Origin of the sequence: Microbacterium sp. Y-01, assembly GCF_003856715.1 — a bacterium.
Taxonomy (GTDB): domain Bacteria; phylum Actinomycetota; class Actinomycetes; order Actinomycetales; family Microbacteriaceae; genus Microbacterium; species Microbacterium algeriense.
Genome location: NZ_CP024170.1, coordinates 900,928 through 915,784 on the forward strand (window position 1 = coordinate 900,928; position 14,857 = coordinate 915,784).

Below are 14,857 nucleotides of genomic sequence, written 5' to 3' on the forward strand. Positions count from 1 at the left end.
CCGTCCCCGCCCCCTGGTCGCGGTGATCATCGAGGACGACGCCGGCGTGCGTTCGCTGCTGGAGGAGGTGTTCCTCGCGGCGGGGTTCGAGGTGCACCTCGCCGGCTCCGGCCCGGAGGGGCTTGCGGCGATCACAGCCCACCGCCCGATCATCACGACACTCGACATCAACCTTCCCGGCATCGACGGCTTCGAGGTCGCCCGGCGCATCCGCCGGATCAGCGACACGTTCGTCATCATGCTCTCCGCCCTCGCCGAGGAATCGGATGTGGTCCTCGGTCTCACCTCCGGGGCGGACGAGTACCTCGTCAAGCCGTTCCGCCCGCGGGAGCTGCGAGCCCGCATCGAGGCGCTGCTGCGGCGTCCGCGTCTCCCGGACGCCCGGACCTCCGCGCCGGCACGCCCCGCCGCAGAGGTGGAGGCGCCGACGGCGACGGACGGGGCGACCGTGCTGACCTGGCGGGGCAGAGTCCATCGGGACCTCAGTCTCGACCTCGACACGCGCCTGGTGCTGGTCGCGCAGAAGCGGGTCGACCTCACACCCACCGAGTTCGACCTGCTCGCGGCCCTCCTCGAGGCGAAGCAGAGGGTGTGCAGCAAAGCGGAGCTGGCGCGCGGTCTCCGCGGTTCGCCGGTCGGCGCGAACGACTACGTGAGCGAACCGGACAAGCGCGCGATCGAGACGCACATCGCCAATCTGCGCCGCAAGCTCGGAGACCGGTCGGCGCAGCCGCGCTACATCGAGACCGTCCGTGGCGTCGGCTACCGTCTCACGCCGACCGCAGACGAACCGAGCTGACCGGGGCGGGACCGCGGCTCCCCAGCCGCGGCCCCGGTTGCCTGCGAATCCCCACTCGCGGCCCCAGCTTCTGCGAGTATCCCCAGTCGCAGTGTCGGCCCCACTCAGAATGCTATGGCGGTGAAGGCCCCCGAAGAGCGCGCGGGCCCGATCTTTGAGTAATCTTGCGGGAATGCTGAGGATCGACCGGAGGGCGGGCGACACATGATCCGCACCGTGTCGATCTGGCGCTGGCAGTTGGTGTTCACGGGTAGCATCGTCGCGATCGTCGTCATGATCACGGCGTTCAAGCCGCAGACCTTCGCCAACCCGCTCGTGGTGGCCGGCATCGCCCTCATCATGGTCACCACGCTGGGCACGCTGGCGGTGCCGTGGCACCGGCTTCCGCGGACCGCTGCGGCCGCGATCCCCCTGCTCGATGCGCTGGCGGTGGGCTTCACCACCAATGCGCCGGATCTTCGCCTCGGCTTCCTCTGGGTGTTCCCCGTCGTGTGGCTGGCGACGTACTTCACCCTGCCCTGGGTGCTCGGCGGGATCGTGTTCATCAGCGGAACGCTCGTCGTGTTCGCGGATCAGAACGGCACACCGGCGGACGTGCTGCTGCGCCTGCTCACCCTGGTGATCACGCTGGGTTTCCTCGGTGTGACCGTGCGGATCGGCGCTCAGCGCTCCCGAGCCGCCCGACGGCTCCTGCAGCGTCGTTCGGAGCAGGTGAACCGCGCCGCGGAACGGGCCGAGACGAACCAGCACCGCGTCACGCAGGTCGTCGACGCCCTCGGGGTGGCGCTGGTCGTGGTCACGGCGGAGGGGCGCATCCTCCAGATGAACGACGCCTACCGCGCTCTGTACGGTCGTGATCGCTTCGGAGCGGCGCTGCCCTCGGCCGCCGTCGAGTACGACGCCAGGAAGGGGACGGCCGTGCCGCCGGAGCAGACGACGCTCTCGCGTGCCGCTCGCGGCGAGAGCCTGCAGTCCGAGCGGGTGTGGCTGTTCGACGGCGAGGGGCGCTGGCGTGCCCTGGAGGTCAGCACGCAGCCCATGGCCAGCGCGCGCGAGGGCGACCGCATCACCCTGGTCGTGATCGATGACGTCACCGCCCTCCTCGAGGCCGAGGAGGAGCGGCGCGCCCTCACCGCGGTCGTCTCCCACGAGCTGCGCAACCCGCTGACGGCGATCATCGGTCACGTGGACCTGCTCCGCGAGCGCGACGACCTGCCGGGGCGGGTGCCAGCGCAGCTCGAGATCATCGCCAACGCGGGCGACCGCATGCAGGACCTCGTCACCAGCATCCTCGACCAGAACGGCGGCACGGCGCAGGAGCCGTTCGAGCCGGTCGATCTGCGCGAGGTCGTGGAGGCGTCGGCGGCGTCGTACGCCCCGCTCATCTCCGGGAACCGACAGGAGCTCACGGTCGAGGGGGCGGACGGTCTGGTCATCTACGGTGACGCGTTTCGTCTGCGGCAGGTGCTCGACAACCTGCTCAGCAACGCCGTCAAGTACACCCCCGCGGGAGGGCGCATCGAGGTCAGTCTCGGCGCGGCAGCCGACGGGCAGGCCGAGCTCGCGATCTCCGACAACGGGGCGGGAATGGGGCCGGACGACCTGTCGCGCGTGTTCGAGCCGTACTTCCGCACGGAGAGCGCGGTGCGGGCCGGCATCGGAGGCACCGGGCTCGGAATGGGCATCGCCCGAGAGATCGTCGTCGCGCACGAGGGCATCATCGATGTCGCCAGCGAGCTCGGCGTCGGCACCCGCGTGACGCTGCGGTTCCCCCAGCGCCGAGTCAAGGAGGTCCAGGCATGACGCCGCTCGTGCCCGTCAGCGTCGACATCACCACGAGCATGGTGGCCGTGGTCACCGTGCTCACCGCCCTCGTCGTCGGACTCGGCACCCTGGCGAGACCGAGCAGGGCCACCGTGATCTGGGGCGCCGCCTTCGGACTCGGCGTGCTGGGGGCCTACCTGTGGCTGGCCGGCCAGCAGACGCAGGAGCAGATGCTGCGGTCGATCGCGTCGGCGCTCATGCTCTGCTTCGAGCCTCTGGTCTGGGTGGGGCTGCGCCTGCACTTCGGTCGCCGGGCGTCCTGGTGGCCGGTCGTCGCGTTCCTGGTGGCCGTGCCCGCGCTCCTGGCGGCCACGGCGGACACCCGCTGGTATCTGCCGTCCTTCCACCTCGCCTTCCTCGCCAGCTCCGCGTTCGCCGGCCTCGTCGCGTACGAGCTGCTGCGCGACCGGCCCACCGTCCGCGACATCGTGCTGCCGCTGGCGCTCGCCTCCTCGGGCTTCGTGGTGGTGGCGATCGTGAGCGCCGCGTCCGCGCTCGTCTCCGGTCGGATCGGGTCCGACGAACAGCTCAGCGCCCTCCGGGGCATGAACGCGGTCGGGACGCTCGTGGTGAGCACGTGCGCGGCGTTCACGCTCGTGCTGCTGGTGCGGACGGAGGCGCGAGCGGCCGGCCCGGCTCACGACGACGCGGCTGAACGGGCTCGTCGACGGCTCCGCAAGGCCGAGGCGCAGCACGATCAGGCGTGGTCCGTGCTGGACATCCGGCTCGACGACCCCGTCGACCTCCGGGAGGCGTCCACCGGGGCGGCGTTCGCGCGCCTCGTCGACCGGTTCCACGACGACATCGAGGAGGCGCTTCCGGCATCGGCGGATGCGGAGCGGGTCGAGGACGGTCGTGCGATCGTCCTGCTCCGCGGCGGTGACGAGTCGGTGCGGCACCACCTGCGCGCGATCCTCGGTCGGATCGCCGTGATGGAGCGGGACGAGACGATCACCGGGATCCGATCGTCCGCGAGCATCGGTTGGGCCACCGCATCGGTCGTCGGCTACGACTACGACGCGCTCGTCGCGGCCGCCGCGCAGGCGTGCGCCCGTGCACGTGCGGCCGGCGGCGACCAGTGGAAGCGCGCCACGTCGATGGACCTGTCCGGAGTCTGACGCCGCCTCTGACGTCGCGGGGTCAGGACGTGCGGGACTCCCGGCCGCGAGCGAGCGCTGCGGCGATGGCGCTCTCCGCGCCGGCACCGGTCTCGGCGGCCGCGGAGACGTTCTCGGCGACGACGGCCTCGACGATCTCCGTGCGCTGGATGCGCGTCTCGCGGGGTGCTTTGACGCCGATCCGCACGCTGTCGCCCTTGATCTCGAGCAGCGTGACCTCGATGTCGCCGTCGATGCGCACGCTCTCACCGATTCGCCTCGTCAACACCAGCATTCGTTCAGCCTAGTGCCGCAGGGACCGCGCCGACCGCGGGAGACGGTGCGTCGCGGACGACGCCGACGGTCTCGATCGTGAGCGAGGCGGCGGTCGCCTCGGTGTAGGAGAGCACCGGCAGGCCGTCGGTCTGCGCCGAGACCAGACGTCGCACCGCCGGGCGCAACGAGGGCGCGCACACCAGGACCGGCTCCCCGCCGTCCCGCACCGCGGAGACCGCCTGCTTGACGGACTCCACGACCGCTTCCATGCGCTGCGGGTCGAAGACGATCTGCGTGCCGTCGTCTCCGGGGCGCAGGCTCTCGAGCATCGCCTGCTCCAGCAGCGGATTGATCATGACCACGCGCAGTGTCCCGCCGTCGGCGAATCGCGCGGCGATCGCCGGCCCGAGTGCGGCCCTGGCCGCCTCGATCAATCCCTCGGGGTCCGTGGAGGTCCTGGCGCGCAGGGCCAGCGCCTCGTAGATGCGACTCAGGTCGTTGATCGGGACGCGCTCGGCGAGCAGGCCCTGCAGCACGCGCTGGATCTCGGCGAGCGACAGCAGTGCAGGAGTGAGCTCCTCGACCGCCGCCGGAGAGGCCTGCTTGAGCGCATCCGTGAGCTGGCGCACATCCTCGCGGCTGAGCAGGCGGGCGGCGTGGGCGTGGATCACGCTGCTCAGATGCGTGATGATGACGCTGGCCCGATCGATCACCGTGGCTCCGGCGAACTCCGCGCTGTGGCGCATCTCCATCGGGATCCACTTGCCCTCGAGGCCGAACACGGGATCGAGCGTGGCGGTGCCGGGAAGCGCGTCCAGCCCCTGCCCGAGCGCGAGCACCGACCCCACAGGCGCCGTGCCCCTGCCGGTCTCCACGCCGGCGATGCGGATGACGTACGCGGACTGGGCGAGCTCGATGCTGTCGCGGGTCCGCACGGGTGGCGTGATCAGACCCAGGTCCAGGGCGATCCGGCGCCGCAGCGCCTTGACCCGGGCCAGCAGGTCGTCCGGTCCGCCCGTGACGAGGTCGACGATATCGGGCGCGAGCAGGATCTCCAGCGGGTGCACGCGCATCTTCTCGATCAGCTCCTCCGGCTGATCGGCCGGCACCGGATCCGCGGTCCTCGCCGCTGTCGCCTCCTCGCGCTTCTGCGTGGCCTTGATGCGCTGGGCGATCAGGAGCAGCACCGCGCCGATGGCCACGAACGGCAGCATCGGCATGTGCGGGATCAGCGACATGACGATGGCAGCGCACCCGGCGATGATGAGCGCGTTGCGGGATTGGCCGAGCTGCGCCGAGGCTGCCGTCCCCATCTCCGCCTCGGCGGTGGAACGGGTCACGATCATGCCGGTGGACACGGCCATCAGCAGAGCGGGGATCTGCGTGACCAGCCCGTCGCCGATGGTCAGGAGGCTGTAGGTGCTGACGGCCTCGTCGATCGACATCCCGTGCTGGACGAGACCGATCGCGATGCCGCCGACGAGGTTGATGATGATGATCACGAGTCCGGCGATCGCGTCGCCCTTGACGAACTTGGAGGCGCCGTCCATCGCGCCGTAGAAGTCGGCCTCGGCGGCGACCTCCGCACGCCGCTCGCGGGCCTCCGCATCGGTGATGAGTCCGGCGTTGAGGTCGGCGTCGATCGCCATCTGCTTGCCCGGCATGGCGTCGAGGGTGAACCGGGCGCCCACCTCGGCGACGCGCTCCGCGCCCTTCGTCACGACCACGAACTGGATCACGACGAGGATCAGGAAGACGACGGCGCCGATGATGAGGGATCCGCCCACCGCGATCGCGCCGAACGCCTCGATGACCTGCCCGGCATACGCCTCGCCGAGCACGAGGCGGGTGGACGCGACGTTGAGGCCGAGTCGGAACAGCGTGGCCACCAGCAGCAGCGAGGGGAACACCGAGAAGTCCAGCGGCTTCTTCACGAACATCGACGTGAGCAGGATCACCAGCGCGAACATGATGTTCAGGATGATGAGGATGTCGAGCAGGAACGGCGGTACCGGGACGACGAGCAGCATGATGATGCCGACGACCCCGATGGGCACCATGAGCTTGACGAACAGCTGTCTCATGCGGTCCTCCGGTAGGGAAGGGAGTGGATGCCGCGCGCGGCGCCGCGCCGACGCAGCGCGTCGACGAACACCAGCACCCGCGCGACGGCGTTGTACAGGTCTTCGGGGATCTCCTGCCCCAGCTCGCACGCGGCGTGCAGGGCGCGGGCGAGGGTGATCTCGCGCACCATCGGGACACCGGCACGCGCCGCCTCGTCGCGGATGCGTTCGGCGATCACGCCGCTGCCCTTGGCGACGACCTTCGGCGCGGAGCGACCGGCCTCGTACCGCAGCGCGACGGCGACGTGCGTCGGGTTGACGAGGACGACATCGGAGCCGGCGACCGCGGCGATCATCCGGTTGCGGCTGACGGCGAGCTGACGCGAGCGCCGCTGCTGGCGGATGAGCGGGTCGCCCTCGGAGTTCTTGTTCTCGTCGCGGATCTCGCGCTTGGTCATGCGGGTGTGCTTGCGGTTGCGCCGCATGACCACGAACATGTCGATCGCGGCGAGACCGAGTCCGACGGCGATCGCGGTCTGGAGCAGGGCGGTCGTGCCCTCGGTCGCGGTGCCGAGCAGTCGCGTGATCGAGTGCGCACCGCTCGCGGTGAGCACAGGCATCAGACCGGCGATGACCAGCCACAGCGCGATCCCGATCGCCGCGGTCTTCAGCAGCGCCTTCGCGCCCTCCCACAGCGCCTGCATCCCGAACACGCGGCGCAGCCCCGTGACGATGTTGAACTGCTCGAAACGGCCGCTCAGCTTGCGCAGGTGCACCCCGCCCTGGATCACCGCGCCGATCAGGGTGACGGCGGCCACGGCCGCCAGCATCACCGCGAGCGTCGGGAGGACGGAACCGAGGCCGAGCGCGAGGGCGCCGAGCGCGGCCTGCGGGGTGGGCGCCAGGGTCAGGGACGTGAGCGTCAGCAGCTGCTCCGTGCCGGCGGAGGCACCCAGGGCGATGGCCGCCGGTGTCGTGATGGCCGCGGCGCCGATGCCGAGCCAGGCGGTCAGATCCTGGCTGCGTGCGATGCGTCCCTTCTGCCTGGCCTCCCGCAGGTGCTTGTCCGTCGCCTTCTCGCTGCGCTCGCCGCTGTCGGTGCCGCTCACGGTGTCACCCCCTGCATCATCCGCAGCGCCTGCGAGGCGAGGGAGTCGACGATGCCGGGCAGCACGGCGTACACCGCGCCGGCCAGCAGCAGCGTCAGGAGGATCTTCACGGGGAAGCCCATCGCGAACGCGTTCAGCGCGGGGGCCACGCGGGTGATGAGTCCGAGGCCGACGTCGGCGAGGAACAGGACGAGAACGAGGGGACCGGCGATCTGCACGGCCGCGAGCACCATCTGCGACACCCCGTCGACGAGCAGCTCGGCGGGACCCGCGACGGAGAACACCCCGTCGACGGGGACGGCCTCGAAGCTCCGCGCCAGCCCGGCCAGGATCAGCTGATACCCGCCGGAGGCGAACAGGAGCGTGAGCGCCGTCAGGTGGAACAGGCGCGTGAACTGCGCGCCGTTGACGAGCGAGTGCGGATCGAAGGCCTGAGCGAGCTGGAATCCGCCGAAGACGTCGATCAGGCTGCCGGCGGCCTGGAGCGCGGAGAAGCACAGCAGCACGAGGAAGCCCAGCAGGGCGCCCGTGATCAGCTGCAGCACGAGCGCTCCGAGGAACGGACCCGTGTCGAGGCTCTCGTACCCGGGGGAGACGGCGGTGCCGACCGCGAGGGAGAGGCCGATCGCGAGCGTCGCCTTCACCCTGGCCGGGATGGCCCCGTACGAGAAGGGCGGGGCGATCATGATGAACGCCGTGATGCGGACCGCGGCGAGCATGGTCGCCTCCAGCCACGCGAAGTCGATGGGGATGTACACGGGGTCATCCGCTCAGCAGGGTGGGGATGCGTGCGAACATCTCGTTCGTGAACGCGATCATCTCGGCGATCATCCAGTTGCCGGCGATGAGCAGGGCGATGCCGACCGCGACGATCTTGGGCACGAACGACAGCGTCACCTCCTGCACCTGCGTGATCGACTGCAGCAGCGAGATCGCGAAGCCGACAACGAGAGCGGTGACCAGCACGGGCGCCGCGAGCTTGGCTGCGACGAGGAGCCCCTGGGTCCCGATGTCGAGGACGGCTTCCGGGCTCATCCGACCCCTCCGTAACTCTCCAGGAGGGCGCGGATGATGAGTCCCCACCCGTCGACCAGGATGAACAGCAGGATCTTGAACGGCAGGGAGATCATCACCGGCGGGAGCATCATCATGCCCATCGACATCAGCGCCGCGGCCACGACCAGGTCGATCACGAGGAACGGGACGAAGATGACGAAGCCGATGATGAAGGCCGCCCGCAGCTCCGAGATCATGAATGCGGGGATGAGCGTGTACATCGGGACGCTGGACGGGTCCTCGGGGTTGGGCTGGTCCGCCATCCGCGTCATCAGGGCGAGGTCCTCCTCGCGCGTGAAGCGCAGCATCCACTCCTGCAGCGGGAGCTGGCCGACGTCGATGGCCTGCGCGAACGTGAGGCTGCCGTCGATGTACGGCTGCACGGCGACCGTGTTGATCTCGGTCAGCACCGGCCACATGATGAACAGCGACAGGAAGAGCGACAGCCCCGCGAGCACCTGGTTCGGTGGGATGGTCGGCAGCGAGAGCGCGTTCCTCGTCATGGCCAGCACCACGAAGATCTTCGTGAACGACGACATCATCAGCAGCAGCGCGGGCGCAACCGACAGCAGGGTGATCCCCAACAGGGTGAGGATCGACCCGGACGGGCCGCCGTCGGCCCCGTTGATGTCGATGGTCACACCCTCGCCCTGATCGTCCGGGGGGACCTGGGCGTGGGCGGCGGTGCCCGTGACGAGGGTCAGCACGACGACGAGGGCGAGCACGCCGACCAGGATCAGCATGAACCGTCGCAGCGCTCGCCGGTCGACGACCCCCCGCGCGACGCTCATCGGGTGCGCCGGATGGCCTCGGCGGTCTGCCGCCAGGTTTCGGGGGAGAGGATGGAGCCGCGCAGCGGGTCGTTGCGGTGCCGCACGCGCCGCCGCAGCATCTGCTCGCCGGATGCGGTGGCCGTGGGCGCCGCGCCCGCCGTCTCGGTCAGCGCGGTCGCGGCGAGGATGCGATCGAACTCCGCGGCATCCGAGGTCGCGGAGGAGGTCCCCGACCACACCGGGAGCGCGGTGTCGTGGTGCGCGGTCGGCGGCTTCAGGGGGAGCCGATCGACGACGCTCACGCCGTGTTCCGTCACCCCGAGGACGTAGCGGGCGTCCTCCGTCTGGATCATGACGACCTGTGCCTTCGGGCCGACCCCCTGCCGTCCGAGCACCGTGATCGCCTCGCTGTCGCGACGACGCGCCTGCGTGCGCGCGACGCGGCGCTGCAGGAACCACAGCGCCCCGAGCACTGCGGCGAGCGAGAGCACGACCCGCAGGCCGAGCAGGAGCTCGTCCAGGGTCAGGCCTCGACGTTCTCGAGGATGCGAGTGATCCGCACCGCGTAGTCCTGGTCGACGACGACGACCTCGCCGTGCGCGATGATCCGGCCGTTGAGCTTGATGTCGGCCGGAGCGCCCGCCGAGCGGTCGAGCTCGACGACGCGGCCCGGCTCGAGGTCGAGCACGTCGCGCACGGCCATCCTGGTGCGTCCGATCTCGACCGTCAGCTCCATCTCGACACCGGCGATGCGGTGCAGCCGCCGGGAGGAGTTCGCGGTGGCCTCCGGCGCGCGCGTGACGATGACGGCCAGGCGTCCGATCGTGCGGTCGGTGTCGTCCTGCAGGTCGAACAGCTGCGCCAGCGGATCGGCGAAGAGCGTGGAGGCGTCGCCGAGGTGGGCGTCGCCGAGCGCTCCGGAGCCCAGGGCGCTCGTCGCGGATTCGAGCGCGTCACGCAGCCGTTCGGCGAGCGGGGCGGACGCGAGCCCGTCGATCAGGGCGTCGGCGTCGAACAGCTGCACCGCGAGCCGGGCACTCGCCTCGCCGACGAACGGCACGATCAGGGCCTCTCCCGTGTCGCCGGACACCTGGGAGGGTCGAGCGGTCACGGGAGCGGCCGTCGGGAGCCGGGCCGCGAAGGCGGCGGCGACGGCGGATTCGTAGGTGGTGGTGCTGGTCACGCGGGCTCCTCGGCGAAGGCGGGATCGGGGACGATGGTGGCGACGACGCACGCGAGCCGCGCGCCGGAGCTGCCGACCGCGGCTGTCGCCACGGTCTGATCGCCGACGGCGAGCACCAGGGGGCGGTCGGCGGAGTGCGGGAAGGTGAGGACGTCGCCCACGGAGAGGTCGAGCACCTCGCGGGGCAGGACGGACCGGGGGGCGAGCCGCAGGGACAGCTCGACCGGTGCCACCTCGACCTGACGCCGGACGAGAGAGGGGGCGGCAGACCGCTCGCTGTCCGAGGGGCGCACCGTGAAGCCCGCCAGGATCGACGCGGGGAGCATCACGCTGAGCGGCACGGTCCGACCGGCCAGGCGCATGGAGAACCGCGCCACGATGACGGGTTCACCGGCGGCGGCGACCTGCGCGAACTGGGAACTGTACTGGATCCCGCTCATGGTCACGCCGGCGGGGAGGAGACCGTCCAGGGCCCCCGTCAGGTGATCGATCGCGTCGTCGACCAGCGAGCGGATCAGGGCCTGCTCGATCGGCGTGAACGTGCGGTCCTCCGAGGCGGCGGTGGCGGTGGCGCGACCGCCGACCATCTGCACGATCCAGGAGGTGGCTGCCGAGGTCGGCAGCTGCACGATGAGGCGTTCCTCGGAGTCGGGCAGGGCGCACACGATCATCGTGGTGGTGGTCGGCAGCGACTGCGCATACTCGCCGTACGTCAGCATCCCGACGTGCTCGACCGCGATGGTGGCGCGCACGTGGATCTTCGCGGACAGCTGTGCGGACCACTGCCGGGAGAACGTCTCGAACGCGAGCTCCAGCGCCCGGGTGTGCTCGCGCGACAGGGTCGCCGAACGGCCGAAGTCGTACACCTCGACATCGGCGGTCTTCGTCGCCGTCCCCGAGCGCGCTTCGGAGCGCACGCTGTCCTCGATCACCACGAACCCGACTATCGGGCGGTGATCGGCGTGCGTTAGACGGAAGAGGGAGAGTCAGGAAGACGGCTGCGCCGCCTGCGCCTGGGGGATGAGCGCTCGCACCTCCTCTTTCGCGTCGGACAGGACCACGATGTCGACCCGCCTGTTCTGGGCCAGGGCCTCGGAGCTGTCGCCCGCGGCGACCGGACGGGTGTCGCCGAAACCCACCGACTTCAGGTGCGTCGGCGGGATGCCGGAGGCGTCGACGAGATGGCGCAGCACCTGTGTCGAGCGGCCGGCCGAGAGCTCCCAGTTGGTCGGGTAGGGCGCCACCGAACCGCGCACGTCCGCATGGCCCTCGACCGAGATCTCGTTGGGGGTGGTGACCAGCACGGAGCCGAGGGCGTCGAGCACGGCGATCGCGGTGGGGCTGAGCGAGGCGCTGTTGGTGGTGAAGAACGTCTCGGCGCTGACCAGTCCGATCGTGAGTCCCCGCTCGTCGATCGTGAAGGTGACGTCGGCTTCGAGCCCGTTGTCGGCGAGCACCTGGCGCAGACGCTCGCGCAGGGCGGAGAGCTCGGTGAACTCGGTCTGCGCGGCGGCCAGATCGAGGTCGGCGAAGTCCTCGCCCTCGTCGTCGACGAGCTCCGGCGGCACGACGACCCCGGTGGTGGCGTCGATGTCGTCGGAGGGCTCCTGGCCGAAGCCGGTCGCGAGCGAGGCGCTGAGGGCCTCGAACTTCTCCTGGTCGACCGTGGACATGGCGAACAGCACGATGAACATGCACATCAGCACGGTCACCATGTCGAGGTACGACGCCATCCAGCGCTCGTCGGGTCCGCTGTGCTCCTCCTGCGGGACCCGACGCCGGGAGCGCACGCTCATGAGCCCTGCTCCGTCTCCTCGGCGGCCGGGGTGCGGGAGCGGCCCTTGGCACGGGTCGAGGAGCGGTCGGAGACGAGGGCGCGCAGACGCTCGCCGACGAACTGCGGCGGAGCGCCGGCCTGGATCGCGAGCATGCCCTCCATGAGCACGGTCATGCGCTCCAGTTCGAGCTCGCCGAGCCGCTGCAGCCGGCCGCCGATCGGCAGCCAGATGAAGTTGGCCGACAGCAGACCCCACAGCGTCGCCACGAAAGCCGCGGCGATCATGGGCCCGAGCGTGTCGGGCTTGTCGAGCTTCTCCAGCACGTGCGTCAGGGAGACGACCGTGCCGATGATGCCGACCGTCGGGGCGAAGCCGCCGAGGGTCATGTAGAACCGCGAGGCGGTGCGGTTGCGGGCCGCGGTCGAGGTGAGCTCGTCCTCGAGCAGCGTGCGCAGATCCTCCGCATCCGTGCCGTCGGCGATGCTCTGCAGGGCCTGACGCAGGAATGGATCCTTCTCGTCCTCCAGGCCCTGCTCCAGCGCGAGCAGGCCCTCCGCGCGTGCCTTCTCCGCGTAGCCGACGACCGTGTCGATCATGCTCTGGGCGGTGCGGCGCTCGCCGCGGAATGCCCGGGGCAGGGACTTGAGAGCGTGCAGCGCGTCGCGCAGGGTCCCGCTCGCGAGCCCGACGGCGATCGTCGCGCCGAACACCAGCACCATGGGGGCGGGCAGCAGCAGGGAGCCGACGGTCGCGCCCTCGATGTTGATCATGGCGACGAGGGCGCCGAAGGCGAGGATCAGGCCGAGGATCAGTGACGGGTCCATCAGAACCCCGCCTCGGAGTCGCGGACGGTGTCCGCCTCGCCGGTGGCGATCAGCGTCGCGGCGGCGGCCAGCACGCCGGCCCGGAACCCGGTGATCTGCGCGATGACGTCGTCCATCGACTCCGTGACGACGAACGTGGCGCCGTCGACCATGATGAGCGTCGTGTCGGGCGTGGCCTGGACACGTTCGATCAGGTCGGGGTTCACCGCGAACCGGGTGCGGTTCAGGCGCGTGAGGACGATCATGGGCTCCATCCTGGAAATTCCGTCCGCGTTCCGGGGATCGCGGACTGACGGCCCATCCTGGGCTGTCGAAGGGGACTGTCGGCCGGACGGCTTCGCGCGTTAGCGGCCACTCCGGCGACAGGGCCCGCCGGGGATCCCGACGGGCCCTGCGCGGATCAGCCTCAGCGCTTGAGGTTCGTCAGCTCCTGGAGCACCTCGTCGCTGGTCGTGATGATGCGGGCGTTCGCCTGGAAGCCGCGCTGGGCGACGATCAGGTTCGTGAACTCCTGCGACAGGTCGACGTTCGACATCTCGAGCGCGCCGCTGATGATGCCGCCCAGTCCGTCCGCTCCGGCCTGACCGAGCGTGGGCTGCCCGGAGTTGCCGCTCGGACGGTACTGCGACGAGCCGGCCTTCTCCAGACCGCCGGGGTTGACGAAGCCGGCGAGCGCGACGCGGGCGAGCACCTCGGTGTCGCCGTTGCTGAACGTGCCGACGAGGCTGCCGTCGTTGGTGAGGGCGTACGAGCTCAGCGTGCCGGCCGGCTTGCCGTTCTGCTCCTTGATGGCGACGTCGCTGACGTCGGCGAATCCGGTGACAGCGGAGAGGTCGACCGTGATGCCGCCGGAGACGATCGAGGAGGGGCCCGCCTGCTTGCCGTCGGTGAAGGCGAGCGAGGTGCGCGTTCCGGCCGGGTCGGTCACATCCCATCCGGTCGCGGTGCGCGTGAACGTCAGGCGCAGCGAGGTCGCCGTGCCCTCCGCGTCGTACGTCTTGACGTCCCGTACGAGCGTGTCGCCGACGGCCGCCCCCGAGGGCAGGTTGCCGGTCACGCGCGCGGTGGTCGTCGCGGCCGCGGGGCTGAGGGCGCCGACGGGCAGGGTGATGTCGCCGATGCCCTGGCCGGGGACGATCGTGCCGCCCTGGGCCGTCCATCCCTGGACGAGCGCGCCGTCGGCAGACACGAGCTTGCCGCTCGCGTCGAAGGAGAACCCGCCGTTGCGGGTGTACAGCGTCTCCCCGCCGGAGCGGACGACGAAGAAGCCGTCGCCGGCGATCATGAGGTCGGTCGGCACGCCGGTGGGCTGGGGCGCTCCGGAGGCGAAGTTGGTGCTGATCCCGGCGACCTGCACGCCGAGACCGACCTGGGCGGGGTTCTGACCGCCCACGGCCTGCTGCGGCATCATCGAGTTGCGCAGGAGCTGCGAGAGCGAGTCCTGGAACTGCACGGCCGAGGCCTTGAAACCGGTGGTGTTGACGTTGGCGATGTTGTTGCCGGTGACGTCGAGCATGGTCTGGTGCGAACGCAGACCCGAGATTCCGGCGAACAGAGAGCGGAGCATGGTGATGCCTTTCTGGAAGGGACTGGTCAGGACTGCGGACGGGAGACGAGGTTGATGCCGGACACGGCATCGAGCGGGATGGATTTCTCGCCGATGGTCACGAGGGGGACGGCGCCGGCGTAGGAGACCGAGGTGACGATGCCCTTCTGCGTCGCGCCGTCGGCGTCGACGTACTGCGCCTCGTGGCCGATGAGCGCCGCAGCGGTCTGGCGCATGCTGAGCGCGAAGCTCTCGGTCGAGGTCGCGGACAGCGCGGTGAGCTGCTCCATGGACGCCAGCTGCGTGGTCTGCGAGATCATCTCGTTCGTGTTCATGGGCGAGCTGGGGTCCTGGTTGGTGAGCTGCGTCACGAGCAGCTTCAGGAACACCTCGGAGTCGAGCGTCTTCTTCCGCTCGGTGGCCGGGGTCGTGCTGCCCGTCTGCATTCCGGAGGTGGGCACGGTGCCGGGCACGGTGCCGGGGATCGTGCCGGAGATGGGGTCGACCGTGGTCATGGGGGTCCTCTCGG

The 14,857-nt window shown here is 70.5% G+C and carries 17 protein-coding genes; 3 read left to right on the forward strand and 14 right to left on the reverse strand.

Translation table 11 applies throughout. The features are described 5' to 3' along the window. Nucleotides 1–13: 13 nt before the first annotated feature. From CSX12_RS04210 to CSX12_RS04220, 3 genes are all read left to right on the forward strand, one after another. Nucleotides 14–799 carry a response regulator transcription factor gene (locus tag CSX12_RS04210; protein ID WP_124894952.1) on the forward strand — a complete coding sequence of 262 codons (786 nt, stop codon included), beginning with the start codon at nucleotides 14–16 and terminating at the stop codon, nucleotides 797–799. 204 nt (nucleotides 800–1,003) lie between these two features. Further along, a complete protein-coding gene (locus tag CSX12_RS04215) occupies nucleotides 1,004–2,602 on the forward strand; it encodes a PAS domain-containing sensor histidine kinase (protein ID WP_124894953.1) in 1,599 nt (532 codons plus the stop codon). Beyond that, complete coding sequence (locus tag CSX12_RS04220; protein WP_124894954.1) at nucleotides 2,599–3,741, forward strand: hypothetical protein; 1,143 nt, start codon at nucleotides 2,599–2,601, stop codon at nucleotides 3,739–3,741. The genes CSX12_RS04215 and CSX12_RS04220 overlap by 4 nt, the downstream gene beginning before the upstream one ends. A gap of 22 nt (nucleotides 3,742–3,763) precedes the next feature. Here the strand turns inward: CSX12_RS04220 and csrA are convergent, their stop codons facing one another. The 14 genes from csrA to CSX12_RS04290 all read right to left on the reverse strand — a co-directional run bounded on the left by csrA (nucleotide 3,764) and on the right by CSX12_RS04290 (nucleotide 14,843). After that, nucleotides 3,764–4,015: a carbon storage regulator CsrA gene (csrA, locus tag CSX12_RS18835; protein WP_017203689.1), complete on the reverse strand. Its 252-nt coding sequence runs from the start codon at nucleotides 4,013–4,015 to the stop codon at nucleotides 3,764–3,766. 4 nt (nucleotides 4,016–4,019) lie between these two features. Further along, on the reverse strand, nucleotides 4,020–6,080 hold the full coding sequence (locus tag CSX12_RS04230; protein WP_124894955.1) for a flagellar biosynthesis protein FlhA: 2,061 nt from the start codon (nucleotides 6,078–6,080) through the stop codon (nucleotides 4,020–4,022). Then, nucleotides 6,077–7,168 carry an EscU/YscU/HrcU family type III secretion system export apparatus switch protein gene (locus tag CSX12_RS04235; protein WP_124894956.1) on the reverse strand — a complete coding sequence of 364 codons (1,092 nt, stop codon included), beginning with the start codon at nucleotides 7,166–7,168 and terminating at the stop codon, nucleotides 6,077–6,079. The genes CSX12_RS04230 and CSX12_RS04235 overlap by 4 nt, the downstream gene beginning before the upstream one ends. Next, entirely contained in the window at nucleotides 7,165–7,926 is a 762-nt protein-coding gene (locus CSX12_RS04240) for a flagellar biosynthetic protein FliR (RefSeq protein ID WP_124894957.1), read from the reverse strand. Before CSX12_RS04240 ends, CSX12_RS04235 begins: the two co-directional genes overlap by 4 nt. 4 nt (nucleotides 7,927–7,930) lie before the next feature. Continuing rightward, a complete protein-coding gene (fliQ, locus tag CSX12_RS04245) occupies nucleotides 7,931–8,203 on the reverse strand; it encodes a flagellar biosynthesis protein FliQ (RefSeq protein WP_124894958.1) in 273 nt (90 codons plus the stop codon). Further along, entirely contained in the window at nucleotides 8,200–9,015 is an 816-nt protein-coding gene (gene fliP, locus CSX12_RS04250; RefSeq protein ID WP_124894959.1) for a flagellar type III secretion system pore protein FliP, read from the reverse strand. Before fliP ends, fliQ begins: the two co-directional genes overlap by 4 nt. After that, entirely contained in the window at nucleotides 9,012–9,488 is a 477-nt protein-coding gene (locus CSX12_RS04255; RefSeq protein ID WP_017203683.1) for a flagellar biosynthetic protein FliO, read from the reverse strand. The genes fliP and CSX12_RS04255 overlap by 4 nt, the downstream gene beginning before the upstream one ends. A 32-nt stretch (nucleotides 9,489–9,520) precedes the next feature. Further along, on the reverse strand, nucleotides 9,521–10,180 hold the full coding sequence (fliN, locus tag CSX12_RS04260; RefSeq protein ID WP_017203682.1) for a flagellar motor switch protein FliN: 660 nt from the start codon (nucleotides 10,178–10,180) through the stop codon (nucleotides 9,521–9,523). Beyond that, nucleotides 10,177–11,115 carry a flagellar motor switch protein FliM gene (locus CSX12_RS04265; RefSeq protein WP_017203681.1) on the reverse strand — a complete coding sequence of 313 codons (939 nt, stop codon included), beginning with the start codon at nucleotides 11,113–11,115 and terminating at the stop codon, nucleotides 10,177–10,179. Before CSX12_RS04265 ends, fliN begins: the two co-directional genes overlap by 4 nt. Before the next feature lie 51 nt (nucleotides 11,116–11,166). Beyond that, on the reverse strand, nucleotides 11,167–11,976 hold the full coding sequence (locus tag CSX12_RS04270; RefSeq protein ID WP_017203680.1) for a flagellar motor protein MotB: 810 nt from the start codon (nucleotides 11,974–11,976) through the stop codon (nucleotides 11,167–11,169). Continuing rightward, nucleotides 11,973–12,782, reverse strand: coding sequence for a MotA/TolQ/ExbB proton channel family protein (locus tag CSX12_RS04275; protein WP_017203679.1), 810 nt, complete (start codon nucleotides 12,780–12,782; stop codon nucleotides 11,973–11,975). The genes CSX12_RS04270 and CSX12_RS04275 overlap by 4 nt, the downstream gene beginning before the upstream one ends. After that, nucleotides 12,782–13,027, reverse strand: a complete 246-nt coding sequence (locus tag CSX12_RS04280) for a flagellar FlbD family protein (RefSeq protein ID WP_124894960.1) — start codon at nucleotides 13,025–13,027, stop codon at nucleotides 12,782–12,784. The genes CSX12_RS04275 and CSX12_RS04280 overlap by 1 nt, the downstream gene beginning before the upstream one ends. Before the next feature lie 161 nt (nucleotides 13,028–13,188). After that, entirely contained in the window at nucleotides 13,189–14,349 is a 1,161-nt protein-coding gene (locus CSX12_RS04285; RefSeq protein WP_017203677.1) for a flagellar hook protein FlgE, read from the reverse strand. A 26-nt stretch (nucleotides 14,350–14,375) separates the two neighbouring features. Beyond that, nucleotides 14,376–14,843: a flagellar hook capping FlgD N-terminal domain-containing protein gene (locus CSX12_RS04290; protein ID WP_017203676.1), complete on the reverse strand. Its 468-nt coding sequence runs from the start codon at nucleotides 14,841–14,843 to the stop codon at nucleotides 14,376–14,378. Between the last annotated feature and the right edge of the window lie 14 nt (nucleotides 14,844–14,857).